Below are 16,798 nucleotides of genomic sequence, written 5' to 3' on the forward strand. Positions count from 1 at the left end.
AATCATATGCGATTTGGCTCTTTTTGTTATTGCTGATTTCTCATAATCCACTCTGCATGAGCATTCGTAGAAGGAGGTGGTTCAGTTGGTGTTTTTTTCTGATTCTGATTCGTTTCTTTCTTTGCCTTTTCGTCAGAGTTAGAATTTGAAGAATGGTTTGATTCGGTTTTTGTAGTTGGATTTTCTTGAGTGTTTGCTGTTTCTCCTAATTCTTTTTTAATTTCGTTACGTACTGTCTCTACACCGATTGGATCTGGAAGGAAGTAATAAATACCACCTATTTTTTTGTCTTCTCCTTCAAGTTTGAACGTTTGCATTGTAGAAGGATCAAATCCAGATAGTTTATTGTAAAGAGCCAGTCCGTCTGAAATAGGAATGTCAGTTTTTATATATTTTCCAACGACTGCTGTTAAATCTTTAATTTTAAATACGGTAGAGGCTGAATTTAGTTTTTGAGCAACAGCGGCTAGTAATTGTCTTTGTCTAGCGGCCCGACCATAATCGCCGTTTGGATCCTGCTTTCGCATACGTACGTATGCGAGTGCTTCTTCCCCATTTAAGTCTTGTTGTCCTTGCTTAAATTCGATTTTTTTGTAGTAATCCACGTCTGAACGCTCCCAAAAATCGAAGGGGACATCAACAGTAACACCGCCAACAGCATCAACAATTCCTTTAAAGCCTTGGAAATCAATTTTAATATAATGGTCTACAGGAACTTTTAGAAAACCTTCGATAGTTTTGATTGCCATTTCTTCTCCGCCGTAAGCGTGCGCAGCGTTAATTTTGTCTTCTTTGTTCTTACCAACAATTGGAACGCGACTATCACGAGGGATACTCATAAGCGAAATCTTTTTATTTTTAGGATTGACGGTCGCAAACATTAATGAATCTGTACGACCGTTTTGACCGTCCGTTGCATAATCTTCTATACCCATAATGAGGAGTGTAAAAGGCTCCTTTGTAATTTCTACATCTTCGGTTCTCAAGTCCGATTTTTGACGAGTAAAACCACTATACATCCCCATGAGAGAAGAGTAGGAATTTAATATATAAAGTCCTACACCACCAAATAAAAATACGAAAATAAGGAAGTAGAAAAACTTTCTTCTTCGTTTCTTTTTTATTCTGCTATTTTGGAGATGATAATAACGTTCTTCCATATATAATCTCCTTAGTTCATTTGTAGGAAAGTAATTCACTACATTAATCTTTAAAGTTGAGGATGTAGTTATTCTTAGATAACATCTTGTTCTAAGTACAACATATCTCCTTCTGTAATTGTACATTTCCCATTTGTTAACTCAATCATCCAATCTGTGAATGCTTGTTTTCCGTCTTCTTCTACATACGTATCAAATGTGACATTTTCGAGATAATGTATATCTTTAATGGCATATTTCGAATTACGTAATTCATTTTCAATTTTGCCAAGTAATGTGTAATCAATTTCGGTCTGCATAACACGCATTAGTTTTCGCTGAACAACACCGACATGATTAATGCCTTCGCTTGTACATTTTCCATATGCGCGAATTAATCCACCTGCGCCAAGTTTGATGCCACCAAAATAACGTGTAACGACAACGACGGTATCTTTTAAACCGCGTTTTTTTAGTACCTCTAACATAGGTACGCCAGCTGTACCGCTAGGTTCTCCATCATCATTTGCTTTTTGGATTTGATCTTGTTCGCCAATCAAATACGCAGAACAATTATGTGTGGCATTCCAATTTTGTTTTTTTATTTTTTGTATAAATTCTTGAGCTTCTGCTTCGGTTGTAGCTCTGCTAACATAACAAATAAATCTTGATTTTTGAATGACAATTTCGTGCTCACCGTAGTCTTTGATTGTTAAATATTGTAATAACACTCGTATACGCCCCTATCTACCAAAATGACTAGTACTTTACATTTTAAAAGCGAGCGTTTTTATATTCAAACATTTTTTATAAATAAGTTGAAATTTTTGGTGAGTATTTCAACTTTTTGTTGTAATTTGTCGAGATGGTAAGTATTATTTCAAATCGGCATTTTTATGTATGGATGCACCATTTTTAGTTTTCGTGTAAACTTAGGGAATAAAAACTTTTTTATAAGGCAGGTACGCAAATGAAAACAGCTATTGTTACTGATAGTACAGCATATATACCGAAGCATATTCGTGATGAACTCAATATATATATGATTCCATTAAACGTTGTGTTTGGAACGGAATCTTATCAAGAAGAAGCTGAAATTTCAGTAGATGATTTCTATGTAAAAGTACGTGAGCAAGAAGAACTTCCGAAAACTTCTCAGCCAGCAATCGGAAAGTTTGTTGAGTTATTTGAAGAACTATCTAAGGATTATGATGCGGTTATTAGCATTCATCTTTCAAGTGGGATTAGTGGTACATATCAAACGGCAACGACAGCCGGGCAAATGGTAGAGGGTATTGATGTATATACGTACGACTCTGAAATTAGTTGTGAAGTACAAGGATTCTATGTACGTGAAGGGGCAAAATTAGCAAGTGAAGGAAAAGATCCGAAAGAGATCGTTGCCCGTTTTGATGAAATGAAGGAAACGATGGACGCTTATTTTGTAGTGGATGATTTACATCATTTACAACGTGGAGGACGATTAAATAGTGCACAAGCTTTCATTGGTAGTTTGTTACAAGTGAAGCCAGTTTTATATTTTAGAGATAAAATCATTATTCCATTTGAAAAGATTCGTACACGTAAAAAAGCGTTAAAACGAATTGTTGAAATTTTTGATGAGCAAGCAAGTCAAGGTGTACCTATGGAAGCAGTTATCATTCATGCACAACGTGAAGAGGAAGCGAATGAATGGAAGGCAGAATTAGAAGCAAAATATCCCCATGTTACAATCCGCACAGGTTATTTCGGTGCTGTAATTGGTACGCATTTAGGCGAAGGTGCACTAGGACTTGGATGGTATACGAAGTAATAAGATATAAAAAGCTCTCTTTTTGAAGAGGGTTTTTTTACGGATATTTTACGTGTGGTTGACAAGTTAATATTTGGAAATGGTAAAATGTACGTAAAATAAAATAATGAGGAAAGTTTTATAACTTACTTTTTACAAGAAACTATATTATAATAGAAGAGAGGTGAAACATATGGAGCATAATTCTTGTTTATGTCCAAAGTTTGAGTCAGCTTTTACTTTGCTTAGTAAAAAATGGACTGGCTTAATTATTAAATCTTTGCTTGAAGAGTCAAAACGTTTTAGAGAAATCGCAGATATTATACCGAATATGAGCGATCGTATGTTATCAGAGCGTTTAAAGGAATTGGAAAGTGAAGGCATTGTAGTTCGTAATGTTTATCCAGAAGTACCAGTTCGAATCGAGTACGGCTTAACTGAAAAAGGGAAAGCATTAGAAAGTGTTATGGATGAAGTCCAAAATTGGGCTGAGAAATGGATGAAATAACGTTTTGATTTCATTCGTATTAGTGTATTTAACAAAACGTAAGGGAAACCTTGCGTTTTTTCTTTGCTTATAAAATGCTTTTAAAATTCTACACGTATATACAAAAATATGCATATTTTGCGATAGAGTTACATATAATATTACATTTGTTTTACAATAGCGTAACATTAGCAAAAAAAATCCCGAATTATGGTATAAATTTTATAGGTTATATACGGAAAAAGACAAAAGAAAGCGGTGTAAAAAATAAAATGAAAAAGCTAAAAATGGCATCTTGCGCATTAGTTGCAGGGTTAATGTTTTCAGGACTAACACCAAATGTATTTGCAGAAGATAAAATTTCTGACGTGAAATCACAAATTAATACACAAAATGACACTTTACATAAACAACAACAAGAACGTGATGTATTACAAAAGCAAATGAATGACTTAAACAAAACAATTCAAGGTTTGGATAAATCTGTTCAAGAGAATGCTTCAAAACTTGATGAAACAACGAAAAAAGTTGCGGATACTGAGCAATTAATCGAAAATAAAAATAAAGATATTGCAGAACTACAAACGAAAATTGCAAAACGTGAAGAGTTATTAAGAAAACGTTTAGTTGCACTTCAAGAGCAACCAAACACGAACGTTGTAACAGAAGTTCTTGTAAACTCTAAAAACGTTGCAGATTTAGTTGATCGTTTAACTTCTGTTTCTAAAATTCTTGAGTCTGACGAAGATATCATGAAAACACAACAAGAAGACCAAGCGAACGTGAAAAAAGATGTTGAAACGGTAAAAACAAAGCAAAAAGAATTAAAAGAAGCACAAGCTCAAATTGAAACTGCTAAGAAAGAACTTGACGCTGAAAAAGCGAAAAAAGCAACAGCAGTAAACGATTTAAGCGGTAAAATGGACACAGTTGTAACTTCAATGACAAGTACGGAAAGTCAATTGAAAGATCTTGAAAAACAAGCACTGCAATTACAACGTATTGCTGAACAAGAAGCACAAGAGAAAGCGGCACAAGAAGCTGCTGCTCAAAAACAAGCAGAACAAGCTGCTAAAGATGCGCAAGCGCCCACAGCACAAGCACCTGCAGCACAAACTACACCAGCAAACAATGGTGGACAAGCTCAAAAAGAAGAGTCTAAAAAGGAAGAACCTAAAAAAGAAGAGCCTAAGCCAGAAACGAAAAAACCAGAGCCAGCACCAACTCCAAATGCGGGTGGCGTAATTGGTAAAGCACAAGGTTACTTAGGCTTACCATATGTTTGGGGAAGTGCATCTCCATCAAACGGTGGTTTTGACTGTAGTGGATTTATTTCTTACATCTATGGTGTAGGACGTCAAGACGTTGCAGGTTACTGGAATTCAGTTTCTAAAGTAAGTAGCCCACAACCTGGAGATTTAGTATTCTTCCAAGGTACTTATAAACCAGGTCCATCTCACATCGGTATTTACGTTGGGAATGGCCAAATGATTCATGCTGGTGATAAAGGGATTGCTTACGCTAGCTTAAGCAGTAGTTATAACCAAAAACATTTCTTAGGTTACGGAAGATTATAGGATTACAATTCAATAAAAAAACGTGTATAAAGTCGATAGCTTACTATTTTATAAGTAGGTTATCGGCTTTTTTGAGTTTTTACGAGATCATGAGAAAGGTTTATAGTAGTGCTGGAGGTGGTTGCTGATGTTAGCAGGGAAACAGTTACTATTAGAGGAACTCTCTTCAGATTTACGGGATACATTACAAGATTTGAAAAAGAAGCGGAAGGTCGTATGTGTACAAGGTGTAAAAAAGAAAGCTTCTAAATATATGTGTCAGCGCTGCGGAAATATAGAGCAGCGACTATTTGCGTCATTTTTATGTAAAAGGTGCAGTAAAGTATGTACGTATTGCCGGAAGTGTATAACGATGGGGAGGGTAAGTGAATGTGCTGTACTCGTTCGTGGAATCGCTGAAAGAAAAGGAGAAAAAGGTTTAAATTCGTTACAGTGGAAGGGGGCCTTGTCTACTGGTCAGGAGTTGGCGGCGCAAGGTGTTATAGAAGCTATTAAAAAGAAAGACTCTTTTTTTATTTGGGCTGTGTGCGGGGCTGGAAAAACTGAAATGCTATTTTACGGTATTGAAGAGGCACTTCAAAAAGGAGAAAGAGTTTGTATCGCAACACCAAGAACAGATGTTGTACTGGAATTAGCACCGAGATTACAAGAAGTGTTTCCACATATAAATGTAGCTGCTTTATACGGAGGGAGTGTAGACCGGGAAAAAGATGCAGCGTTAGTCGTTGCAACGACTCATCAACTGTTACGTTACTATAGAGCGTTTCATGTCATGGTTGTAGATGAGATCGATGCCTTCCCGTATTATGCAGATCAAATGTTACAGTATGCAGTGCAACAAGCGATGAAAGAGAAAGCGGCGCGTATTTATTTAACGGCAACTCCCGATGAAAAGTGGAAACATAATTTCAGAAGTGGTAAACAAAAAGGTATCATTGTCTCTGGACGATACCATCGTCATCCGTTACCAGTTCCTCTATTTTGCTGGTGCGGAAATTGGAAGAAAAGTCTCCACCATAAAAGAATTCCTCGAGTGTTACTACAATGGTTAAAAATGTACGTAAGCAAAAAGTATCCCATTTTTTTATTTGTTCCTCATGTGCGATATATAGAAGAATTGAGCCTGATATTGAAAACGTTGGATCTTAGAATCGATGGTGTACATGCAGAAGATCCGATGAGAAAAGAAAAAGTAGTAGCTTTCAGAAAGGGAGAAATTCCGTTATTAGTTACAACGACAATTTTAGAGAGAGGAGTAACTGTGAAGAATTTACAAGTTGCAGTGTTAGGGGCGGAAGAAGAAATCTTTTCAGAAAGTGCGCTCGTACAAATTGCCGGCCGAGCAGGTCGCAGTTTTGAAGAACCTTATGGCGAGGTCGTTTATTTTCATTGCGGTAAGACAGAGGCGATGGTACGCGCGAAAAGGCATATTCAAAGTATGAACAAAAAGGCGAAAGAACAAGGATTAATCGATTAATGCATTGTCTACTTTGCGATGAGTATATGTTGGAAACAGTTAGTTGGTACACCTTCTTTGTAAAGTCTCGCAAAAAATATATATGTGATGGGTGTGAGCGGAAACTTTCCTATATTATAGGAGAGATTTGCATGGAGTGTGGGCGACCTTTAGAGGACTTGCCTTCCGAATATAAAGAAAATGATATTTGTATGGATTGCGTAAGGTGGATAAATGAGGAGAATTATCGTCCTTTTAAAAATCGTTCTTTGCACGTGTACGATGATGAGATGAAAGAAATATTAACACAGTTTAAGTTTCGGGGGGATGCGGAGTTGGTTCATATTTTTCATCGATCGTTTCGAGAGCTATTTCAAAAGCATTTTACGAGCGTTTCAAGTGTTATTGCTGTTCCGCTTAGTAGGGAACGGGAATATGAACGTGGTTTTAATCAGGCAGAGTTATTAGCAGCATGTTTACCTGTCAAAATTTCTTATCCCTCATTAAGAAGAAGGGAAACAGAAAAGCAAAGTAAGAAGACACGTAAAGAAAGGCTTTCGGGAAGTAATCCTTTTTATTTTCAGGGAGAAGATATGTTTCATGATCAACATATCTTACTCGTTGATGATGTATATACGACAGGAATTACAGTTAGACAAATTGGAAGTCTTTTATACGATAGAGGAGCAAGGGAAGTTTCTAGTTTGACGCTTTGTAGAAGTTGATCTGTAACTGTCGAAAGGGATAATAAAAAGACGATAAGTCTTCTTTGACTTCGTAAGTTGTCATTCGTTATAGTCAAAGTATGGGGCGAATGCCCTGATTTTTAGAGTGAAGGGAATGGAATGAACATGCAAGGAAGAGTGAAATGGTTCAATGCAGAAAAGGGATTTGGGTTTATTGAGCGTGAAGATGGTGATGATGTATTTGTTCATTTTTCTGCTATTCAACAAGATGGATATAAGTCATTAGAAGAAGGGCAACAAGTTGAGTTTGACATTGTAGATGGAGCACGTGGACCACAAGCAGCTAATGTTGTAAAACTGTAGGAATATTGTTTTTGGGAAGAGAGAGCTGCGTTTGTGGCAACGTTATATATATGGTAGAACCTCTTGTTTTTTGCAAGGGGTTTTTGTTATGAATCAAGTTGTCAAAAAGTTGTTTCTTTTCTGTAACGAATTGTCCACAGTTATATTCGTTATTCACGATGTTAATAGGATAAAATAAAGATAGAAACGATGCATCTTTTCATTTCAACAAAAAACGATAAAAAAATCGCAATTCCACTAATTTTTTTAAAAAAGTTAGAAGGAGTTTTTAAGCCAATGTCGAAATTATAGTACATAGGCTTGAAAGGAGGAATTCATCTATGAAATTCAACATTCGTGGTGAAAATATTGAAGTAACTCCAGCATTAAAGGAATATGTAGAGAAAAAACTAAGTAAGTTAGAGCGTTATTTTGATACATTCCCAGAGATTAAAGTTAATTTAAAAGTATACTCTGACAAGCAACGTGTCGAGGTAACAATTCCATTTACTGATTTATTACTTCGTGCAGAAGAAACTAATAGCGATATGTACGCTGCTATCGATTTAGTAGTTGATAAACTTGAGCGACAAATTCGTAAACATAAAACAAAGGTAAATCGTAAGTTACGTGAGAAAGGTTCTATGAAAACGAACTTTATCCTTCCAGAAGCAGTAGCTGTTCTGGATGCGGTAGAAGAGGATGAATTAGAACTTGTACGTACAAAACGATTTGATTTAAAACCGATGGACGTTGAAGAGGCGATCCTACAAATGGATATGCTAGGACATAATTTCTTCGTCTTCACAAATGCTGATACAAATGAAACTAATGTTGTATACGGCCGTAAAGATGGGAAATATGGTTTAATCGAAACTAAATAATAATTCAAAAGCGCAGCCGAAATGGCTGCGCTTTTTTTGCTGAAAATAGATTTTTTTAAAAATTTTTCTTAATTTAGAACGAGACATTCGGCCGATTGTTGTCATAGTTATAAGACAAGTGTTACAATTATCATTAGGTATATACATTTTAGTTTTTTTAATTAGGAGAAAAATTGGCATAACATACATTTGATTTTTATAACGACTGATTGTAATAGAAAAAGAAAAAACAATCGGAAGTTTTATTTTAATAAAAAAGAGGAGCGTATTTCCTATGATCGGTATTTTAAAAAAGGTATTTGATGTAAATCAACGCCAAATTAAACGTATGCAGAAGACAGTTGAGCAAATTGATGCATTAGAATCATCTATTAAGCCACTAACAGATGAGCAATTAAAAGGAAAGACGCTTGAATTTAAAGAACGTTTAACAAAAGGTGAGACAGTAGATGATCTACTTCCTGAAGCTTTTGCAGTTGTTCGCGAAGCTGCGACTCGTGTTCTTGGAATGCGTCCGTATGGCGTGCAGTTAATGGGTGGTATTGCCTTACATGAAGGGAATATCTCTGAGATGAAAACGGGTGAAGGTAAAACGTTAACATCTACATTACCTGTATATTTAAATGCTTTAACAGGAAAAGGTGTTCACGTTGTTACAGTCAATGAATACTTAGCACAACGTGATGCGAGCGAAATGGGACAACTTCATGAGTTCCTAGGCTTAACAGTAGGAATTAACTTAAACAGCATGTCACGCGAAGAGAAACAAGAGGCTTATGCTGCTGATATTACGTATAGCACAAATAATGAGCTTGGATTCGATTACTTACGTGACAACATGGTTTTATATAGAGAACAGTGCGTTCAGCGTCCACTTCATTTTGCTATTATCGATGAAGTTGATTCTATTTTAGTCGATGAAGCACGTACACCGCTTATTATTTCGGGACAAGCTCAAAAATCAACAGAGTTATACATGTTTGCAAATGCATTCGTTCGTACATTAGAAAATGAAAAAGAGTATTCATTTGATGTGAAAACGAAAAATGTAATGTTAACTGAAGATGGTATTACGAAAGCAGAGAAAGCTTTCCATATTGAAAACTTATTCGATTTAAAACATGTCGCACTTCTTCACCATATTAATCAGGCACTTCGTGCACACGTTGTCATGCACCTTGATACAGATTATGTTGTACAAGAAGGCGAAATCGTAATTGTAGACCAATTCACTGGTCGTCTTATGAAAGGTCGTCGTTATAGCGAAGGTTTGCACCAAGCTATTGAAGCAAAAGAAGGCGTAGAAATTCAAAATGAAAGTATGACACTCGCAACAATTACGTTCCAGAACTATTTCCGTATGTATGAAAAGTTATCTGGTATGACTGGTACAGCGAAAACGGAAGAAGAAGAATTCCGTAGTATTTACAATATGAATGTTATCGTAATTCCAACGAACAAAGATATTATTCGTGATGACCGTGCTGATTTAATCTTCAAATCAATGGAAGGCAAATTCAATGCAGTTGTTGAGGATATTGTAAATCGTCATAAACAAGGGCAACCTATTCTTGTTGGTACAGTTGCAATTGAAACGTCAGAGCTTATTTCAAAAATGTTAACACGTAAAGGTGTACGCCATAACATTTTAAACGCGAAAAACCATGCGCGTGAAGCAGATATCATTGCAGAAGCTGGTATGAAAGGTGCTGTAACGATTGCGACGAATATGGCTGGTCGTGGTACGGATATTAAGCTTGGAGACGATATTAAAAACGTTGGTCTAGCAGTTATCGGTACAGAGCGTCACGAAAGCCGTCGTATTGATAATCAGTTACGTGGTCGTGCTGGTCGTCAAGGGGACCCTGGTGTAACGCAGTTCTACTTGTCTATGGAAGATGAACTAATGCGCCGATTCGGTTCTGACAATATGAAAGCGATGATGGATCGTCTTGGTATGGATGATTCACAGCCGATTGAAAGTAAAATGGTTTCTCGTGCGGTAGAATCTGCACAAAAACGTGTAGAAGGAAATAACTATGATGCACGTAAGCAGTTACTGCAGTACGATGATGTACTTCGTCAGCAACGTGAAGTTATTTACAAACAGCGTCAAGAAGTAATGGATTCTGAGAACTTACGCAGTATTATTGAAGGTATGATGAAATCTACAGTAGAACGTGCTGTTGCGCTTCATACACAAGAGGAAATTGAAGAAGATTGGAACATTAAAGGTCTTGTTGACTACTTAAATGCCAACCTTCTGCAAGAAGGCGATATAAAAGAAGAAGAGTTACGTCGTCTTGCTCCAGAGGAAATGAGCGAGCCAATTATCGCGAAATTAATAGAGCGTTACAACGACAAAGAAAAGCTTCTGCCAGAAGAGCAAATGCGTGAGTTTGAAAAAGTTGTTGTATTCCGTGTAGTAGATACGAAATGGACAGAGCATATTGATGCGATGGATCATCTTCGTGAAGGTATTCATTTACGTGCTTACGGTCAAATTGATCCACTTCGTGAGTATCAAATGGAAGGATTCGCAATGTTCGAGTCAATGATTGCTTCTATTGAAGAGGAAATTTCTCGTTACATTATGAAAGCTGAAATTGAACAAAACTTAGAGCGTCAAGAAGTTGTTCAAGGTGAAGCTGTTCATCCATCTAGCGATGGCGAAGAAGCGAAGAAAAAACCAGTTGTAAAAGGTGACCAAGTAGGCCGCAACGATTTATGTAAATGTGGTAGCGGTAAAAAATATAAAAACTGCTGTGGTATCGGGAAGTAATACAGGGCGGTAGCCCAGATTACTTTGCAAAATTTTACATTAAAAATGTATAATTAAGAAAGATTAAACTCTCTCCGTCATAAGTGGAGAGAGTTTCCCTTGTTTTCATAAGAAAGTAACAGCAATTACATAGAGGTGAAGGAAATGGAATTAGTAGAAATTAGACAAGAATTAGAGAAAATGGCTAAGCGATTAGCGGCTTTTAGGGGGTCTCTTTGACCTTCCTACTAAGGAGAAACAAATTGCAGATTTAGAAGAGACAATGATGGGTGCAGGATTTTGGGATGACCAACAAGGCGCACAAGCTGTAATTAACGAAGCTAATGCACTGAAAGAGATGGTTGGAAAGTTCCGTCAGTTAGATGAGACGTTTGAAAATTTAGAAATCACGCATGAGCTTTTAAAAGAAGAGTATGATGAAGATTTACATGAGGAGCTTGAATCAGAAGTGAAGGGTTTAATTCAAGAAATGAATGAGTATGAGCTTCAGTTACTACTAAGCGATCCTTATGATAAAAATAACGCTATTTTAGAATTACACCCAGGTGCTGGTGGAACAGAGTCACAAGACTGGGGTTCTATGTTATTACGTATGTACACACGTTGGGCTGAAAAACGTGGGTTTAAAGTAGAAACGGTTGACTACTTACCAGGTGATGAAGCAGGTATTAAGAGTGTTACTTTATTAATTAAAGGTCATAACGCTTACGGTTATTTAAAGGCAGAGAAAGGTGTACACCGTCTTGTACGTATTTCGCCATTCGATTCTTCAGGCCGTCGTCATACATCGTTTGTATCTTGTGAAGTTGTACCTGAGTTCAATGATGAAGTTGAAATCGAAATACGTTCAGAAGACTTAAAAGTTGATACGTACCGTGCAAGTGGTGCAGGTGGACAGCATATTAATACGACAGACTCAGCAGTTCGTATTACACATACACCAACAAACACAGTTGTAACATGTCAGTCAGAGCGTTCACAAATTAAAAACCGTGAGCACGCGATGAAAATGTTAAAAGCGAAATTATACCAAAAGAAATTAGAAGAGCAACAAGCGGAGTTAGATGAAATTCGCGGTGAACAAAAAGAAATCGGATGGGGTAGCCAAATTCGTTCTTACGTATTCCACCCGTATTCTCTTGTGAAAGACCACCGTACAAATACAGAGGTTGGTAACGTACAAGCAGTTATGGATGGAGAAATTGATCCATTTATTGATGCTTACTTACGTTCTCGCATCTAATAAGCGAAAAAAAGCCAACAAAGTTGTCGGCGTATGCTGAGGATAATCGAGGATATAAAGAATTTGATTTTATTTCTATAGATGAAATAAAGAGGAAGAGAAGTTGGAAACGACAACTTCTCTTTTTGATGAGATTATATGTAGCATACAATGTTGTATATTGTATTGTAAAAAGTAGAGAATAGTAAAACAGAGCGGCAATAGAGTAAGACTTGAACAGAACTTTTCTGATTTTCTGTTCAACAAGAATTCTTTATAGAAGTTTTTACGTTGTTCACAGAATTGAAACAAATTATGAAAGCTTTATATTATCAGGGTTCTTACTGTATTTTTGAAAAATATGAAATATACCTTAGTTTTTCTATATAAAGATAATGCTTATAATGAAAATGAGTGTGTTAGGAATGAAAAGAATATCAACAATGGGGAGCGATAGAAGTGAAAAAGAAATTGTTGGCTATTGCGTTAGGAACATCAGTCGTTTTTGCTTTAGGAGCATGTGGAAATAAAGAAGAGAGTAAGCCTTCGAAACAATCTGCAAGCACAGATAGCGCAGAGCAAATTTACCAAAAAAGTTGTATAGGTTGTCATGCGAAAGATTTATCGGGAGCAACTGGACCGGATTTACGAAAAGTGGGACAGAAATATGATGCAGCAGAGATTGAAAAGATTATTGAAAAAGGTCGCGGTTCCATGTCACCAGGAATCATTCAAGGTGAGGATGCGAAAAAAGTAGCTGAGTGGTTAGCTGAACATAAATAAAAAAGGTAAAGTGGACGAGTTGGTTATATAATCTTATTCCAAAATGATTTTGGGTAAGAACTATGACGACTCGTTTCCTTTTTTTTTGAGTGTAACATAACTGTAACAAAAATGTATCCGAACTGGAAACCGTTTGATGTTACAATGGGGTTTGTAGAATTTTGCTGAAATATATTACATAGAGTAGCGCTGCTAATAAAAAGCATGAATAGAAGCTACCTTCAACAAGAATGGTTAAGTGAGAATAAAGTTTTTATTTTCAGATGTACAGAAAAGTATTTCGAAAAAAATCATTAAGTATTGGGTGATAAATAATGATAAAAATGACGAATGTTTATAAGGAGTACCCGAATGGTATGAAAGCCATTGCTGGTCTCACAGTTAACATTAAACAAGGTGAGTTTGTATACGTAGTTGGACCGAGTGGAGCCGGGAAATCTACATTTATTAAAATGATGTATCGTGAAGAGAAGCCATCTACAGGATCAATTAATGTAAATGGACTTGTTATTGAAACATTAGCAGAAAGAGATGTTCCATATTTCCGTCGTCAATTAGGCGTAATTTTCCAAGATTTTAAATTACTACCTAAGTTAACGGTATATGAGAATGTTGCGTTTGCCTTAGAAGTAATTGAAGAAGAAAAAGAAGCCATTCGTGAGCGTGTAACAGAAGTTTTAGGTCTTGTCGGTCTTGAGGATCGTGCAGACGCACTACCAAGTGAACTTTCGGGTGGAGAGCAGCAACGTGTTGCGATTGCGAGAGCAATTGTTAATAGACCAAAGGTTGTAATTGCCGATGAGCCAACAGGTAACTTAGATATTGAAACAGCTCTTGATATTATGAAGATTTTTACGCGTATTAACGAGCGTGGTACAACGATTGTTATGGCGACACATAACTCAGATATCGTAAATACAATTCGTCATCGTGTAATCGCGATTGAAGGCGGAAAAATTGTTCGAGATGAGATTGAGGGAGGATACGGATATGAAGGCTAAGACCCTTAGTCGACATTTGCGAGAAGGTGTAAAGAATCTATCACGTAACGGATGGATGACATTTGCTTCTGTTAGTGCAGTAACAGTTACATTATTACTTGTAGGTGTCTTTTTAACAGCGATTATGAATATGAACCATTTTGCGACGAAAGTAGAGCAAGATGTAGAAATTCGTGTACACATTGATCCAGCAGCAAAAGAAGCTGATCAAAAGAAATTAGAAGATGATATGAGTAAGATTGCAAAAGTAGAATCTATTAAATATTCTTCTAAAGAAGAAGAGCTAAAACGCTTAATTAAAAGCTTAGGTGATAGCGGAAAAACGTTTGAGTTATTTGAACAAGATAACCCACTTAAAAACGTATTCATTGTAAAAGCAAAAGAACCAACAGATACAGCGACAATCGCGAAAAAGATTGAGAAAATGCAGTTTGTAAGTAATGTTCAATACGGTAAAGGTCAAGTTGAAAAATTATTTGATACTGTAAAAACAGGACGTAATATCGGGATTGCGTTAATTGCAGGTCTTTTATTCACAGCGATGTTCTTAATCTCTAATACAATTAAAATTACAATTTATGCTCGTAGTACAGAAATCGAAATTATGAAACTGGTAGGTGCAACAAACTGGTTTATTCGTTGGCCGTTCTTATTAGAGGGATTATTCCTAGGAGTATTAGGATCAATTATTCCAATTGGCTTAATTCTAGTTACGTATAATTCACTACAAAGTGTGTTTAACGAAAAACTTGGCGGAACAATTTTCGAACTTCTACCATACAGTCCTTTCGTATTCCAATTAGCTGGTTTACTAGTGTTAATCGGGGCTTTAATCGGTATGTGGGGAAGTGTAATGTCAATTCGTCGCTTCTTAAAAGTATAAAAAGTTGCAAACATAATTCGTACAAGCTTATCATATAGTAGAAATAGGTAAAGGCATCACACACTGTGTGATGCCTTTTGCTACACCACCTGTGTGTTTTGGAAAGGGGAATTCCGCATTGAAACGTAGAGTTGCAATTATTGGAATGGTTGTTGCATTTTTAATTGGTGCTGGCGGAATGTTTGCAGGTATGTCTTTATTTGGGGTTAACCCAGCAGAAGTAACGCAAACGATTTCGAGTGGAAACGCTAGCACCTCACAAGGGAATTTGGCAAAAATTAATGAGGCGTATGCACTAATTGATTCACGTTATGTGGAAGACGTGAAGGATGACAAGTTAGTCGAAGGTGCAATACAAGGCATGTTGTCTACGCTGAAGGACCCTTATTCCACGTATATGGATAAAGAAACGGCTAAACAGTTTAGTGAATCACTTGATCCTGAGCTAGAGGGGATCGGGGCTGAGGTGAACAAAACGGACGGTAAGCTTATTATCGTATCTCCAATTAAAGGCTCACCGGCAGAAAAGATTGGAATTAAACCGAATGACCAAATTTTATCTGTAGATGGAAATAGTGTGAAAGATTTATCACGTGAAGAAGCAGTATTAAAGATTCGTGGTAAAAAAGGAACGACTGTCGCGATTGAAATTAAGCGTGCAGGAGTAGCTGATCCGATTGTATTTAAAATTAAGCGTGAAAAAATTCCAATCTTCACGGTGTTTAGTTCTGTGAAACAAGAGAGCGGAAAAGATATCGGTTATATGCAAATCACTTCTTTTGCTGAAAATACAGCGAAAGAATTTAAGGATCAGTTAAAAGAGTTAGAGAAGAAAAACATAAAAGGCTTAGTTATTGACGTGCGTGGTAATCCTGGTGGCTACTTAAATAGTGTAGAAGAGATACTAGGGGAAATTATGACGGATAAAAAGCCGATGCTACAAGTAGAGCAACGAAATGGTGAGAAAAAGAAATTCTCTACGGAACTGAAAGAGAAAAAGCCATATCCAATTTCAGTATTAATTGATAACGGAAGTGCTTCTGCTTCAGAGATTTTAGCGGGTGCGCTCAAAGAGGGAGAAGGATACGATTTAATTGGTGAAAAAACGTTTGGTAAAGGTACTGTTCAGCAAGCCGTTCCATTTAAAGATGGCAGCAACATTAAATTAACGATGTTTAAATGGTTAACACCGGATGGAAACTGGATTCATAAAAAAGGAATCGCGCCAACAGTAGAAGTGAAGCAACCAGATTATTATCATGCGACACCAATTCAAATTGAAAAAACACTTTCATACAATTCAAATGATGTGCAAGTAAAACATGCGCAAGAAATGCTTAAGAGTTTAGGATATGTACCGGGGCGTGAAGATGGATACTTTAGTAAAGAGACAGAATCAGCGCTGAAAGCATTCCAAAATGCGAATGAGATGGAAGCGACAGGACAGCTGGATAAAAAGACAGCTGAGGCGATTCAAACTAAAATTATTGAAAAAATCCGTTCTGGAGAAAATGATCTACAATTACAGTCCGCATTAAAATTAATAGTGAAATAAAGTGAAACTTTAATCAGTGGGGGTTTTCTTCATCTCCACTGATTATTAGTTGAAACAATCGGACTTTTATGGGCAGTGGATCCCCCACCTAAATTCTTTGCTTTCGCTAAATTTTGAGGTGGAGGTCTTACTGCCCATTAAAGCGGGATAAAAAGAAATACAGGCAGTTTGCTGCCTGTATTTTTTTGTGTTAAACAAACGTTTGTCCA

The 16,798-nt window shown here is 36.6% G+C and carries 15 protein-coding genes; 13 read left to right on the forward strand and 2 right to left on the reverse strand.

Annotated features, from left to right (window positions below):
- Window positions 1-26 precede the first annotated feature (26 nt).
- Together AC1Q8N_RS20090 and AC1Q8N_RS20095 are read right to left on the reverse strand one after the other, a co-directional pair.
- Window positions 27-1,160 (reverse strand): LCP family protein, encoded by a 1,134-nt coding sequence (locus tag AC1Q8N_RS20090; RefSeq protein ID WP_493521352.1) that lies wholly within the window; start codon window positions 1,158-1,160, stop codon window positions 27-29.
- Window positions 1,161-1,234: 74 nt separating this feature from the next.
- The gene (locus tag AC1Q8N_RS20095) at window positions 1,235-1,870 is read right to left on the reverse strand and encodes a YigZ family protein (RefSeq protein ID WP_000926678.1); all 636 of its coding nucleotides are present in this window, start codon (window positions 1,868-1,870) and stop codon (window positions 1,235-1,237) included.
- A gap of 239 nt (window positions 1,871-2,109) precedes the next feature.
- Here AC1Q8N_RS20095 and AC1Q8N_RS20100 point away from each other — a divergent pair, with 239 nt between their 5' ends.
- From AC1Q8N_RS20100 to AC1Q8N_RS20160, 13 genes are all read left to right on the forward strand, one after another.
- Entirely contained in the window at window positions 2,110-2,952 is an 843-nt protein-coding gene (locus AC1Q8N_RS20100; RefSeq protein ID WP_048542527.1) for a DegV family protein, read from the forward strand.
- 172 nt (window positions 2,953-3,124) lie between these two features.
- A complete protein-coding gene (locus AC1Q8N_RS20105) occupies window positions 3,125-3,439 on the forward strand; it encodes a winged helix-turn-helix transcriptional regulator (RefSeq protein ID WP_000400858.1) in 315 nt (104 codons plus the stop codon).
- A gap of 146 nt (window positions 3,440-3,585) precedes the next feature.
- Window positions 3,586-4,995 (forward strand): C40 family peptidase, encoded by a 1,410-nt coding sequence (locus AC1Q8N_RS20110; RefSeq protein ID WP_098047356.1) that lies wholly within the window; start codon window positions 3,586-3,588, stop codon window positions 4,993-4,995.
- A gap of 127 nt (window positions 4,996-5,122) precedes the next feature.
- Window positions 5,123-6,472 (forward strand): ATP-dependent helicase ComFA, encoded by a 1,350-nt coding sequence (comFA, locus tag AC1Q8N_RS20115; RefSeq protein WP_048542525.1) that lies wholly within the window; start codon window positions 5,123-5,125, stop codon window positions 6,470-6,472.
- Window positions 6,472-7,176 carry a ComFC family protein gene (locus AC1Q8N_RS20120; protein ID WP_098078584.1) on the forward strand — a complete coding sequence of 235 codons (705 nt, stop codon included), beginning with the start codon at window positions 6,472-6,474 and terminating at the stop codon, window positions 7,174-7,176. Before comFA ends, AC1Q8N_RS20120 begins: the two co-directional genes overlap by 1 nt.
- A gap of 126 nt (window positions 7,177-7,302) precedes the next feature.
- Complete coding sequence (gene cspC / locus AC1Q8N_RS20125) at window positions 7,303-7,500, forward strand: cold shock protein CspC (protein WP_001990088.1); 198 nt, start codon at window positions 7,303-7,305, stop codon at window positions 7,498-7,500.
- Window positions 7,501-7,820: 320 nt separating this feature from the next.
- A complete protein-coding gene (gene hpf / locus AC1Q8N_RS20130) occupies window positions 7,821-8,363 on the forward strand; it encodes a ribosome hibernation-promoting factor, HPF/YfiA family (protein ID WP_000671189.1) in 543 nt (180 codons plus the stop codon).
- Window positions 8,364-8,637: 274 nt separating this feature from the next.
- On the forward strand, window positions 8,638-11,145 hold the full coding sequence (secA, locus tag AC1Q8N_RS20135; protein WP_048542521.1) for a preprotein translocase subunit SecA: 2,508 nt from the start codon (window positions 8,638-8,640) through the stop codon (window positions 11,143-11,145).
- 144 nt (window positions 11,146-11,289) lie between these two features.
- Window positions 11,290-12,388, forward strand: a protein-coding gene (gene prfB, locus AC1Q8N_RS20140) for a peptide chain release factor 2 (protein ID WP_097908205.1) whose coding sequence is annotated in 2 segments (ribosomal slippage) — window positions 11,290-11,361 and window positions 11,363-12,388 — 1,098 coding nt in all. Because the reading frame shifts where the segments join, the coding sequence is not laid out codon by codon here.
- A gap of 438 nt (window positions 12,389-12,826) precedes the next feature.
- Entirely contained in the window at window positions 12,827-13,150 is a 324-nt protein-coding gene (gene cccB / locus AC1Q8N_RS20145; protein WP_000727965.1) for a cytochrome c551, read from the forward strand.
- A 314-nt stretch (window positions 13,151-13,464) separates the two neighbouring features.
- Window positions 13,465-14,151, forward strand: a complete 687-nt coding sequence (gene ftsE, locus AC1Q8N_RS20150) for a cell division ATP-binding protein FtsE (RefSeq protein WP_000594325.1) — start codon at window positions 13,465-13,467, stop codon at window positions 14,149-14,151.
- Window positions 14,141-15,034, forward strand: coding sequence for a permease-like cell division protein FtsX (gene ftsX / locus AC1Q8N_RS20155; protein ID WP_000645020.1), 894 nt, complete (start codon window positions 14,141-14,143; stop codon window positions 15,032-15,034). The genes ftsE and ftsX overlap by 11 nt, the downstream gene beginning before the upstream one ends.
- A gap of 118 nt (window positions 15,035-15,152) precedes the next feature.
- Window positions 15,153-16,589: a S41 family peptidase gene (locus tag AC1Q8N_RS20160; protein ID WP_000830301.1), complete on the forward strand. Its 1,437-nt coding sequence runs from the start codon at window positions 15,153-15,155 to the stop codon at window positions 16,587-16,589.
- Window positions 16,590-16,798 lie beyond the last annotated feature (209 nt).

It is taken from the genome of Bacillus sp. GW823-FHT06B01 (assembly GCF_058952315.1).

Bases quoted from the DNA above. Each gene is read 5' to 3' on its own strand.
- AC1Q8N_RS20090 (WP_493521352.1), bottom strand. From the start codon at position 1,160: ATGGAAGAACGTTATTATCATCTCCAAAATAGCAGAATAAAAAAGAAA.
- AC1Q8N_RS20100 (WP_048542527.1), top strand. From the start codon at position 2,110: ATGAAAACAGCTATTGTTACTGATAGTACAGCATATATACCGAAGCAT.
- AC1Q8N_RS20105 (WP_000400858.1), top strand. From the start codon at position 3,125: ATGGAGCATAATTCTTGTTTATGTCCAAAGTTTGAGTCAGCTTTTACT.
- comFA (WP_048542525.1), top strand. From the start codon at position 5,123: ATGTTAGCAGGGAAACAGTTACTATTAGAGGAACTCTCTTCAGATTTA.
- AC1Q8N_RS20120 (WP_098078584.1), top strand. From the start codon at position 6,472: ATGCATTGTCTACTTTGCGATGAGTATATGTTGGAAACAGTTAGTTGG.
- cspC (WP_001990088.1), top strand. From the start codon at position 7,303: ATGCAAGGAAGAGTGAAATGGTTCAATGCAGAAAAGGGATTTGGGTTT.
- hpf (WP_000671189.1), top strand. From the start codon at position 7,821: ATGAAATTCAACATTCGTGGTGAAAATATTGAAGTAACTCCAGCATTA.
- secA (WP_048542521.1), top strand. From the start codon at position 8,638: ATGATCGGTATTTTAAAAAAGGTATTTGATGTAAATCAACGCCAAATT.
- ftsE (WP_000594325.1), top strand. From the start codon at position 13,465: ATGATAAAAATGACGAATGTTTATAAGGAGTACCCGAATGGTATGAAA.
- ftsX (WP_000645020.1), top strand. From the start codon at position 14,141: ATGAAGGCTAAGACCCTTAGTCGACATTTGCGAGAAGGTGTAAAGAAT.